10 protein-coding genes are annotated in these 11,896 nt (G+C 46.8%); 3 read left to right on the forward strand and 7 right to left on the reverse strand.

Annotated features, from left to right (window positions below):
- Positions 1–32: 32 nt before the first annotated feature.
- Complete coding sequence (locus J7623_RS06340) at positions 33–434, reverse strand: hypothetical protein (RefSeq protein ID WP_291918688.1); 402 nt, start codon at positions 432–434, stop codon at positions 33–35.
- A 90-nt stretch (positions 435–524) separates the two neighbouring features.
- Here J7623_RS06340 and J7623_RS06345 point away from each other — a divergent pair, with 90 nt between their 5' ends.
- The gene (locus J7623_RS06345; protein WP_291918690.1) at positions 525–770 is read left to right on the forward strand and encodes a hypothetical protein; all 246 of its coding nucleotides are present in this window, start codon (positions 525–527) and stop codon (positions 768–770) included.
- A 1-nt stretch (position 771) separates the two neighbouring features.
- Here the strand turns inward: J7623_RS06345 and J7623_RS06350 are convergent, their stop codons facing one another.
- On the reverse strand, positions 772–1,809 hold the full coding sequence (locus tag J7623_RS06350; protein ID WP_291918693.1) for a hypothetical protein: 1,038 nt from the start codon (positions 1,807–1,809) through the stop codon (positions 772–774).
- Between the two features lie 206 nt (positions 1,810–2,015).
- Between J7623_RS06350 and J7623_RS06355 the strand changes: the two genes are divergently transcribed.
- Positions 2,016–3,869, forward strand: a complete 1,854-nt coding sequence (locus J7623_RS06355) for a PQQ-binding-like beta-propeller repeat protein (RefSeq protein WP_291918695.1) — start codon at positions 2,016–2,018, stop codon at positions 3,867–3,869.
- A gap of 50 nt (positions 3,870–3,919) precedes the next feature.
- Here J7623_RS06355 and J7623_RS06360 read toward each other — a convergent pair whose 3' ends face one another.
- Complete coding sequence (locus J7623_RS06360) at positions 3,920–4,354, reverse strand: hypothetical protein (protein ID WP_291918697.1); 435 nt, start codon at positions 4,352–4,354, stop codon at positions 3,920–3,922.
- 166 nt (positions 4,355–4,520) lie between these two features.
- Between J7623_RS06360 and J7623_RS06365 the strand changes: the two genes are divergently transcribed.
- Positions 4,521–9,152, forward strand: coding sequence for a DUF3320 domain-containing protein (locus tag J7623_RS06365; RefSeq protein ID WP_291918699.1), 4,632 nt, complete (start codon positions 4,521–4,523; stop codon positions 9,150–9,152).
- Between the two features lie 112 nt (positions 9,153–9,264).
- On the opposite strand, the gene ygiD is transcribed toward J7623_RS06365, so the two are convergent.
- From ygiD to msrA, 4 genes are all read right to left on the reverse strand, one after another.
- The gene (gene ygiD / locus J7623_RS06370) at positions 9,265–10,086 is read right to left on the reverse strand and encodes a 4,5-DOPA dioxygenase extradiol (RefSeq protein ID WP_291918701.1); all 822 of its coding nucleotides are present in this window, start codon (positions 10,084–10,086) and stop codon (positions 9,265–9,267) included.
- A gap of 37 nt (positions 10,087–10,123) precedes the next feature.
- The gene (locus J7623_RS06375; RefSeq protein WP_291918703.1) at positions 10,124–10,534 is read right to left on the reverse strand and encodes an Rrf2 family transcriptional regulator; all 411 of its coding nucleotides are present in this window, start codon (positions 10,532–10,534) and stop codon (positions 10,124–10,126) included.
- A gap of 64 nt (positions 10,535–10,598) precedes the next feature.
- Complete coding sequence (locus J7623_RS06380; RefSeq protein WP_291918706.1) at positions 10,599–11,021, reverse strand: hypothetical protein; 423 nt, start codon at positions 11,019–11,021, stop codon at positions 10,599–10,601.
- A gap of 179 nt (positions 11,022–11,200) precedes the next feature.
- Entirely contained in the window at positions 11,201–11,761 is a 561-nt protein-coding gene (gene msrA, locus J7623_RS06385) for a peptide-methionine (S)-S-oxide reductase MsrA (protein ID WP_366838652.1), read from the reverse strand.
- Positions 11,762–11,896: the final 135 nt, after the last annotated feature.

Here is an 11,896-nt window from a genome sequence, read left to right on the forward strand (position 1 = left end):
TAACACGCTGCGCTGCAGGAACAAACCGATCATCAGTTTATTCCTGTAGCGCCAACGTATAAAATAATTACATCCCTGTTAATGCTGCTCAGTTGCAGATGGCTTTTCTTCGTATAGCCGTATGTAGTATCCATCCCTGTAATACATAAGGTATCTTTGGATAACCACTCCAGGTGAATGTTACTATCACTTCCAAGAATGGTATTTTCCCTTATCCCTTCGTCAGTTGTGTCTGTGCCAACTACCAGCCGTACCCCATAAGATGGAGTAGTGGTGGCACCACAATCAGTCATCATTTTTAGCGCCTGTATAGTTTTATCCGGATTAACCAGCCGTAGCGGTATCTCTGTAGAACAAAGACTAACCCCATCAAAACAACCGGTCAGATAAAAACATGAAATAAACAGGCAACAATAGCGCAATATTCCAATCATTACAGTATAGGTTTATAGTATACACTAATAAGTTATTCTCTTCTCCACAGTTTCATAATTTCTGTTTATATTTAATCATACACTTACATCATGGCAGACTTCATCAAATCCTGCGTACAGCAGTCATATGTTTTTATTAACCTGGAATTTGTAACCGATATAGAAGTTACATCTGACAGAAAAGCTATCCATTTTCATTATTCAAAAGACAGAAGCATAACCTGGCAATATGAAGATGAAAAACAACTGGAAGAAGACCTGAATTTAGTCAAGTATCGTAGCTCCGATAAATATAAAAGCCGCCAGAGCGGTTTTAGAATGGGCAATGATTCCTGAATCACTCTGTGCCGGGAATAATCGGTGCTGTAGTGGGAACAGGTGCCTCTACGTTTTCAGCCGGGTTGTCGTATTTAATATAGCCGTTATAGTGATAGGATTTTTCTGATCCTTCCCCGCAAGTGCTAAAGAATATACTTCCTGCTGCAGCTTTATCTGTATCAAATCCTTCCCTGCGCATCGTTGCCGGCAGCAATTTTACATACTTGCGCAGGTAGCGGTCGTCTTTATACTGATTGCTCCGGTAATAACCCTCATTTTCTGCCGCCTGTTTACTGGTGTATTGGTTGGACGCCGCATCAAATGTATAGGTGGAGAGGTCTGCTTCCGGAAAAAAGCGATAGTGCCTGTTTCCATATGCGATGCCTTCGTCGTGTTGTTTAGCTTCATTGTACTCTCTCTTCACAGATAATACCCACGCCTGTTCTTCTTCGTTAACAGTCGTGTTTTTACGGTATCCGTTTTTACCGCCATAATTAGATAATAGCAACGTTTCACCATCGTTTGTTTTTATTAGCATCCCCCTAAAATCTTCATATACCCGTTTAGGTGGATTATGTACAAATACAAAGTCGTTCATTCCTTTATCCGCCTGGTAGCTCCAGAATGTATTAGAAGCTTCTTTACCTTCTCCTCCTTCCGGCAGCAACGCAGCCAGTGTAAAGGTGTGTGGCGCTTTTGCCGCCTCATATACAAATGGCGGATCAAAGCAGTTGGCATTGGGATTAAATACCCGCTGTGGAACGCTGTTATCAAATTGTACGAAGTTGTTGCCTTCCTGGAAGCCTACGAAATTGATGCGTACACTATCACCCCGATTGGGATATGCATGGGCATATACTTCAAAGAGCGCTGGTTTATCGGTAGTAAAAAGAAGGTAATCTTTCTCAAACAGATAAGTGCCAAATACCATGGTGGCATAACCATACATCAAAAACTGACCATCCTCAAACAGGCAAATGCCTGAATTGTCGCCATATTTCCCGGCATACTGTTTATAGCGCGGATCTTTTGGGTGATTTTGTGCGAATGTGTTCATAGCAAAAAAGAATATCGTATACAGTAAGATATATTTTTTCATTCCGTACAGCAGGTTATAGACGGCCGAATGTAGTGAAAATAGCGAATCGCTGTTGGGCCATTCATTTTTCGCCGGGATTGGGGCAATATTCGCCGGAGATTGGGTACCTGTATTATACTTTCTGCCAATTTCTATTTATATTTTCCGGAAGTAAAAATGAACGCATGAAATTTTATCCGAAGGTATTAGCAGGCTTCCTGCTATTGATCAGCGTTTTACCTGTTACTGCCCAAACCGCTTTTAAATTTGCAGAGGTATCTGATACGCATGTGGGTAGCGATCATGCGCTGGAAGATCTGCAACGTACGGTAAATGATATTAACAGTCAGCCGGATCTGGCCTTTACCATTATTTCCGGCGATATCACGGAATTTGGAGCAGATGAAGAACTGCGACAGGCGAAAGCCGTGCTGGATGGGCTGAAAAAGCCGTGGTATATTATTCCAGGTAATCATGACACCAAATGGTCTGAAAGCGGTGGCAATACTTTCCGTAAAGTGTTTGGCAGCGAAACATTTTCGTTTAGCTATGGTGGTTATCAGTTCCTGGGTACCAATTGCGGACCCAATATGCGGATGGGACCGGGACAGGTGCCCCGTGAAAATATTGTTTGGTTGGATGAAGTACTGAAAAAGCTGGATAAAAAAACGCCGGTCATCTACATTAATCACTACCCGCAGAATGCAGACCTGAATAACTGGTATGAAGCCATTGACCGCCTGAAGCAGCATAACATACAGTTGATTCTATGCGGCCATGGACATGCCAATCATGTATTTGATTTTGAGGAGATCCCAGGCGTGATGTGTCGTTCTAATCTTCGTGCTAAAGACAGCATAGGCGGATACAATATTGTGACTATCGCAAATGGAAAAGCTGCATTTGAAGAGAGAACACCGGTGATCGCGAAAAACAGGGAATGGGCAGCGATACCGTTGAACAGTCATGCTCTGGGAACCGGGAAGGGCGCCTTCCCTCGTCCTTCTTTTGCCATGAATGATTCTTTTCCCGCTGTGAAAGCTGGCTGGGTGTACCAGGACAATAGTGATATCGGCTCCGGCATGGCTGTATACAATGGGCTGGTGATCAGCACCAATACTGCCGGAGAAGTGTATGCGCTGCATTTAAAAAATGGCAAAAAGAAGTGGACATTTTCCACTAAAGGAAAGATATACGCTACACCGGCAGTGGCGGGTAATAGGGTGGTGGTAGGCTCTTCCGATCATTTCATTTATTGCCTGGATGCGGGCACGGGCAAACGGTTATGGCAGTACGAAACGGGGAAGCCGTTGGTCGCCAGTACGGTTATTGTAAACGATGTTGCTTACACCGGCTCGTCAGACGGGCATTTCAGAGCGCTGGAGCTGGCCACGGGAAAACTGTTATGGGATTTTGCGGGTGTCAATGGTTTTGTGGAAAACAAGCCATTGTACTACCAGGGTAATATTTATTTCGGTAGCTGGGGAAACGACTTCTATGCGTTGGACGCGCGTACGGGAACGTTGCAATGGAAGTGGAATAATGGCAGCTCCAACCGGATGTTTTCGCCTGCTGCCTGCTGGCCGGTAGCAGCCGCCAATAAAGTATTTATTGTGGCGCCGGACCGGTTTATGACAGCTTTTAACGCGGCTACCGGAGAAGTGATCTGGCGGAAATCAAGGCCGGATATTCGCATGCGGGAATCGTTGGGATTGGCAACGGATAGCAGCCAGGTGTTTATTAAAACGATGGAAGGGCGTTTATATGGTGTAAGTACGCAGGCGGATAGTATGCAGGTAAGCTGGCAATCGCCCCTGGAAATGGGCTACGAGCTGGATCCTGCAGCACCGGTGCAACAGGGCAGTGTTATTTATGTGCCTACTCATTCCGGTGTGGTATACGCCGTTAACACCAGTGATCATTCGCTGCTATGGAAATATAAATTATCCAATTGCCTGGTGAATGCGGTATTGCCCGTGGATAATCAGCAGGTGCTGGTAAGTACCATGGATGGCAAGCTGGCGTTGCTCCGGTATTAGATCATATGGCAGTAACTAAAAAGGATCAGGGTAATGCCCTGATCCTTTTTTTATTTTTTTTCGGGAGAGGTGGGTGCAGGAGTGTTATTCAGCCACGGTCTGCGCCCCGCTTCGAGTATAGGCAGGTTGGCTTCTGTAGGTACATAAATTACAGCCTGTGGATTTTTTTCGATGTTATCGATCCACAGCCAATGCAGATAAGCTTCATTGTTGCGCAACGATTCACCGATAATCTGGTTGGAACGGGCTACACCATGCGCACGGATCGTATCTGCGGCTGCCAGCATAGCGGCGCTTTCCATTTTGGCGCGGGCTTCTGCCACGGCCACTTCTTTCGAGGCCTGGGCATGCGCCAGTAATGCTTCCCCTTCCATACGCTGGGAATAAACACGGTATTGAGGACATCCCCATAAACCAAGGATAACTAATCCTGTAAAAACCAACAGCACGAAAGTAGATAATGAGATGACGGATCTTGTATTCATATAGGTTACGTCCTGAACCCCAGGACAGGGTTTGGTTTCGGGGTCGAATATAATCAGTTTCCGGGTAGCAGGTTATAACGGCGTAGATAAATTCTGCTTTTATATACTTCTTCTCCCTGTTCACCGTTTATTAAAATTATATTTGTAGCCTTTTATTATTGTTATTATGATCGCATCCATATTAACCAGGCTTGAGTCATCCCGCAAGGAATTACTGGATTTAGGTCTTAGGAACCCATTGTTGAATTATAAGTTGCCCGCAGGCAAAGGTTTACATATTGTAGAAGAACAATCCGCCGCTATCTATGAGATATTGGTGCGGGAAAATAAAACCATGTCTTTTCTTGGCCGGCCCGATAAAAAGCAGGGCGAGGAAGTAGTGGAGTACAATGAACCGGTGTCTAAAGAAGCGTATACCGATACCCGTTTGCAGACAAATGAAACACAGGTAAATCTGCATGCGAAATTATTGAATACTTATTATGCCGCGCGAATGAGCATGGAAGAGCAAGGGGTGAATATCCTCTATCTTTCATTGGGTATGTTGCAATGGTATGAAGATGCAGGTAGTGAGGAAGCCCGGCTGGCGCCACTTATCATGGTACCGGTGTTGCTGGACAGATCCAGTGCACGGGAACGTTTTCGTTTGAAATATTCGCTGGAAGAAGTAGGCGCCAACATTTCGCTGCAGGCGAAAATGAAGGCCGATTTCAATATCGTTATTCCCGATTTGCCGGAAGCAGAAGACTTTGATGTGAATGCTTACCTGGCTGCTGTTGCAGAAGCCGTAGAAGTAATGCCAAAGTGGAAAGTGATGCCAGACACCATCGAACTGGGCTTTTTCTCCTTTGGTAAATTTATGATTTACAACGACCTGGATGCATCCAAATGGCAACAGGAAGATGATATATTAACACATCCGATTATTCAAAGCCTTTTTGGTGGCGGATTTTCAGACGACAAGCCTCCTTTCCCGGAAGATGCTTTTATAGACCGGGATACGCCGGCACATGAACTGTTCCAGGTAGTAGATGCGGATAGTTCGCAGATCATGGCCATGCTGGCAGTACAGGAAGGACGTAACCTGGTGATCCAGGGACCTCCTGGTACCGGGAAATCCCAGACGATTACCAATATCATTGCTGACGCTATCGGACGTGGAAAGAAGGTATTGTTCGTGGCGGAAAAAATGGCTGCGCTGGAAGTGGTGAAACGCCGGCTGGATACCATTCAACTGGGAGAAGCCTGCCTCGAATTGCACAGCCACAAAGCGAATAAAAAAGAACTGCACCAGGAACTCCGGCGGGTACTGGAGCTGGGCCGTCCCTCTATCCAGAAGCTACAGGAAGAAGTATTACTCTTAGATAGTTGTAAGAAAGAACTGAACGACTATTGCCTCGCTATTAATGCACCTATCGATAGAAGCGGTTTAACTGCCCACCAGGTGATTGGCTACCTGTTACGGTTAAACGAAGAAACCGCCGGAGTAACGTTGCCCGCCATTCCTTTGCCACAAATTGAACAATGGGATGCAGTTACCATGAATAAAGCCACTGCCATGGCGGCACGTATACAGGCTTGTTTACAGCAAACCGGTGTACCCTCGGCACTTACTTTCCGTGGTAGCGAATTAACCGTATTGCTGCCACATGAACAGGTAGCATTGCAAGGCTTACTCACTGCAGCCTTGAACGGCCTGAACACCCTGCTGCAGTCGACCGCAGCAATCGCAGGAAAAATAGGTATCCCATCTCCCGCTGATATTCCGGCTACCAACGCATTAATCAGTATATGCGCGTTGCTGGCTGAACAACCTAACCTGCAGGATATAGATGTAACGAACAATGCCTGGCTGTTACACCAACAGGATATTGCTGAATGGCTGGAAGCAGGTGCAGCCGCCACCGCTATACAGCAACAATACCAGGATGTTTTTATCCCGGAAGCCTGGGAACAAAATGTAATGGAAATCCGCCAGGATCTGCTGGCACATGGCACCAAGTGGTATAAATTCCTGATTGGCGCGTATAAAAGAAGTAACCGTCAACTGGCAGCTTTGTGCAAGCAGCCGTTGCCTGGTGATAATGAAGAAAAATTACAGTATGTAGATGCCATCATGGAATTCCGGCGCCAGGACGTGCTGTTGAAAGAACATGCAACGCTGGGCAAAACCCTCTTTGGCAGCCGCTGGCAGAAATCGCAGACAGACTGGGAGGCACTGCAAACCGTTACCGCCTGGCTTACGGATATGCATAAACGTGTAGCGGCAGGTACTTATCCGGCTGCGGTAGTAGCTTATCTGCAACAAACCCGGGATGCCGCAGGTGCCCTGGCGGATAAAGAACAATTAGGGCGCCAGTTGCAGGAACATCAGCAACAGAGCCTGGCTGTCTTACAAAAACTTGAAATGACCGGCGGACGTTATCCCTCGCCGTTTACGGAAAAGCAGGTTACCCTGCAAACCTGGATAGATCAATTGCCGGAAATACATCACCTTATTTCCTGGAATAATATAACGGATACGGCTAAACAGGAAAACCTGGAATGCCTGATCACCACGGTACAGGACTGGCCCGGAGCACAACAATTCTTAAAAACGGCGCTGCTGAAAACCTGGTACGAATACCTGGTAGAAACCACCGTGAAACAACAACCTGCATTACGCAAATTTGAACGCGGTGGTCATGAGGAAATGGTGCAGCAGTTCCGCCGGCTGGATGTATTGAATTTGCAGTATAACCGCGCCCGCGCAGCCTTGCAGCATTGGGAACAAATGCCCCGTGCAGATGCAGGCGGACAGGTAAACATTCTCCGTACTGAATTTAACAAGAAGGCGCGGCATATGCCTATCCGCAAACTCATGCAGGAAGCGGGGTTGGCGATACAGGCCATCAAGCCGGTATTTATGATGAGCCCCTTGTCGATTGCTAACTTTTTACCACCGGCCGTGTTGGAATTTGACCTCGTTATTTTTGATGAGGCCAGCCAGGTGAAGCCCGTAGAGGCTTTGGGCGCTATACTCCGGGGTAAACAATTAGTAGTGGTGGGTGATAATAAGCAATTGCCACCTACCAGCTTCTTCGACTCCCTCACCAAAGAAGTAGATGACGAAGAGAATATTACTGCGGACATGCAGAGCATTCTTGGTCTTTGTGACGCACAAGGCGCGCCGCAACGCATGCTGCGCTGGCATTACCGTAGCCGGCATGAGTCGCTGATTACTTTGTCTAATCATGAGTTCTACGAAAGTAAACTGGTGATATTCCCGAGTCCGGGTTCCAAAGAACAAAAGGGATTAGTATTTCATCACCTGAAAGATACCGCGTATGATCGTGGTAAAACCCGTACCAACCCTAAGGAAGCGGAGATTGTAGCAGATGCGGTGATGGAACATGCGCGTAAAAATCCGGGGCTGAGTTTAGGTGTGGTGGCATTTAGTACGTCGCAGCGGCAGGCTATCAGTGATGCGCTGGAATTGCGCCGTCGCAAATCGCCGGAGCTGGAATCCTTTTTCAGCGGGCATGCCGATGAACCATTTTTTGTGAAGAACCTGGAAAACGTGCAGGGTGACGAAAGAGATGTGATCTTTATCTCTATCGGTTACGGACGTACGGAGGAAGGATATGTGGCGATGTCCTTCGGACCATTGAATAATGAAGGTGGTGAAAGAAGGCTCAATGTATTGATTACACGCGCCAAGAGTCGCTGCGAAGTATTTACCAATATCACCGCAGATGATATTGATGTGAGTAAAACAAAGAGTTACGGTATACAGGCATTGAAGAATTTCCTGTATTTCGCGCAGCATGGCAGGCTGTACATGACCACAGAAACGGGTTTGCCGGCCGACAGTCCTTTCGAGGAAAATGTAGCAGCCCGGTTGGAAGCACTGGGATATATTGTGCGCAAGCAAATTGGCTCAAAAGGATTTTATATTGATCTCGCCATTGTAGATGCAGAAAATCCTGGTCGTTATTTACTGGGAGTAGAATGCGATGGTGCGGCGTATCATTCCGCGCGCTCGGCCCGCGACCGTGATCGTTTGCGGCAGCAGGTGCTGGAAGCAATGGGCTGGAAGATACACCGGGTATGGAGTACAGACTGGTTCCGCAATCCGCAGCGAGAGCTGGACCGCTTGGTAGCGGCCATTGAAAAAGCAAAAATGGCAGCAGCTATTGATGACCAGGTGGCAGCGGATGCGATGAAAGAAGCGGCGCCGGCATTAACGCGTGAAGCGGTGGAGAGCACAGAAGATACAGTACCTGTTTACGAAACGGCGGTATTGCCGGAAGAAATCCGGGCGCAGGAGTTTCATCTGGCGCCTATCGGCCAGTTGTGTAATTGGATAGAGCAGGTGGTGGTAGCGGAAAGCCCCGTGCATTTTGATGAGCTGGCCCGGCGTATGGTGGAAGCGGCAGGCATTACCAGGGTGGGGCCGCGTATACGCGAAATATTACGTCATGCAGTGCGGCATTCTGATGCCAGCAAAAGAATAAAAATAAAAGGGCAATTCCTTTGGGATACGGCACTACCTACTCCTGTAGTTCGCAATCGTAGCCAGTTGCCGGCAAGTGCACGCAAAATCAGTTACATCGCTACGGAGGAAATTGGCGTAGCACTGGAGAAAGTGGTGAAAGATGCCGTCGCCATTCAACGCGAAGATGCGGTTCCTTTTATCGCCAGGATGTTTGGCTATAGCCGTGTAACGGAAGAAATGAAAGAGGAGATCCTGAAAGCGATTGATATCAGTGTGGAAAATAATTGTGTACAGCAGGAAGGTGAATTGTTGAAGGCATAAGGTAAAAAGCGGAAAGCATAAAGCAGAAAGCAGAAAGCTATTGTAGCGAATGATCATTGCGATTATTCATTCGCTACAATAGCTTTCTGCTTTCTGCTTTCCGCTTTATGCTTTATGCTGTCTGGAAGCATCGCATACTGATACTTCCATTTTGTATTTCTTCGTAAGTGAATTGTATCTCCTCATTTTTATTGATCAGACCAAGGGTATAGATCATGGGGAGATAGTGATCGTTAGTGGGAATCGACAGCAGCGCTTCTTTCCCGAGGGTATGATAATTTACCAGGTCGTTGAAGGCGCCTTGTTCCAGTTTCTGTTTTACGGTGGCATCAAAAGATACAGCCCAGTCGAATGGTTGGGCGTTATCGCTGAAGCTGATCTGCCGCAGGTTATGTACAATGTTGCCACTACCCATGATCAGTACGCCTTTGTTACGAAGGGCTTTTAATTCAGCGGCCAGTTTATAATGATATTCCGGTGGCTGGTGATAGTCGATGCTTAGCTGGAATACGGGTATATCAGCCATGGGATACATGTGTTTCAATACCGTCCAGGAGCCATGGTCGAGGCCCCAGTGGTCGTCTTCTATTACCTGGGTAGTCGTGATCAGTTGTTTGGTTTCCCTGGCAAATGCGGGAGCTCCGGGTGCGGGGTATTGTACTGCATATAATTCTGGCGGGAAGCCACCAAAGTCGTGGATTGTTTCCGGCTGTGGGGCTACCAGCACATGGGTGCCTTTGGTAAGCCAGTGGGCCGAGATAACGAGTATGGCACTGGGTTTTTGTGGCAGATTCTGCCCCATTTTGCCCAGGGCGCGGGTAAAAGCGTTATCGGAGATGCCGTTCATTGGGTTACCGTGGCCAATGAACATAACGGGCATTTCGTTGGTGCTTTTAAAGTCGCTGGTAATGTTCCTGAGATCGTTGAGTTGCATGCTATTCCTCCTGGCAGCGATGCCTTTGATGATAAAATTATTCGAACTGGCCTAAGAAGTCGGCCAGGGTCGTTTTTTCCAGTTTGCGCAGCAGCGCACCTTCAATTTCCACGTAGAGGTGGTCCAGGTGTTGTTTAATTTGCTTGCCTACAGGGCAGTCCGGGTTAGGTTCATTTTTACTGTTTCCCAGCAGGGCTGCCTGTTGTACGGCATGATATACTTCGGAGAGCTGAATTTTTTCCGCTGATTTAGCGAGTGTAGCGCCGCCGTTTTTACCTTCTTTGCTTTCAATCAGGCCGTGGTTGCGGAGGTTGCTGATTTCCTTCCGTACCAGTACGGGATTGATGTTAATGCTGCCGGCGATGTAGTCAGATGACAACAATTCCCCTTTCGCGCTGGCCAGCAGCGTGAGTATGTGCATTGATATGGGAAATCTTCCGTTGTTCATTCTGTAATTGTCTTTATTACAGTACAAAAGTACAATAATAGTAGCAAATGGAAAAATTTATGCGTTATCCGCGGTGGGTGTAGAAATAAATGACGCTGGCGACGATGAGTACCAATACGATCAGCACAATAACGCAGCCGTTTTTATTCGGTTTTTTAACGGCATTGGTGAGGCCACGGGTTGCCAGCAGGCTATCGACGGTATCTTTGGCCTGGTGCATGGAAATTTTGACACCAGGTTGTTTGTTCATTTCGGTGAAATAGTACATAACCCCATGTATTTTGCCTTTACTGAGGCAGAGCTGCATGGTATTTTCTTCAATATTATGTTTAACGGTTCTGGTTTTTCGGGTGTGGGAATCGTCTGGCTCGGAGATGACCCGATGGCATTTCTGGCAAACCAGCATTACATTAAACGGATCTTTTTCCGGAATAGTACGTATAATTTCGGTGCTTCCGCACCATGGACATGCTGTTTCAGTGTTCATTAATGGTGGAACTTTTTAGGTAACTGCTGTATAAGATAGGGAAAAAAGCAGAAAGCATAAAGCAGAAAGCAAAAAGCTATTAAAGCGAATGACCAAAGTGGATATTTAAGTTAATCATCCGCATTTGTCATTCGTTTTAATAGCTTTTTGCTTTCTGCTTTATGCTTTCTGCTCCCGTTTTACAATCCTTTCTTCAAATGACCTGCAAATGCTTTCCTGAATTTTTCCAGTTTGGGTTTGATCACAAACGTGCAGTAGGGCTGGGACCCGTTTTGATTATAATAGTTCTGGTGGTAGTCTTCTGCCTCATAGAAAGTAGTCAGCGGAGCAATTTCTGTCACAATGGGCTTGTCGTATGCCCCTGATTCCTGTAGTTTCTTTTTGTACAGGGTGGCTTTTTCCTTTTGATCTTCACTATTATAAAAAATCACGCTGCGATACTGAGTGCCTACATCGTTGCCTTGCCTGTTCAGCTGGGTAGGGTCGTGACTGAGCCAAAATGCCTGCAGCAGCTCTTCATAGCTGACTTTGGCGGGGTCATAGGTTACCTTGATGACTTCCGCATGGCCTGTAGTGCCTGTGCAAACCTGCTCGTAGGTAGGGTTGGCAACGGTACCGCCGGCGAAGCCGGATTCAACTTTAAGGACACCATCCAGTTCCTGGAATTGTGCTTCTGTACACCAGAAGCAGCCGCCTCCGAAGACGGCGGTCGCTGTTTTTTGATCTTTGCTTATTGCCATATCGCCGGGTACTTTGTCTTTGTTGCTTTGCGCGCAGGCAAAAAGCGCCAGGGCAATCAGACAAATGAATATTGAATATTTTCTCATAAAATAAAATTTCAAAGATGCAGACTATTTTTATATGATCCGAAAGCA

Source organism: Chitinophaga sp. (assembly GCF_017745275.1).
In the GTDB taxonomy this organism is placed as follows: Bacteria; Bacteroidota; Bacteroidia; order Chitinophagales; family Chitinophagaceae; genus Chitinophaga.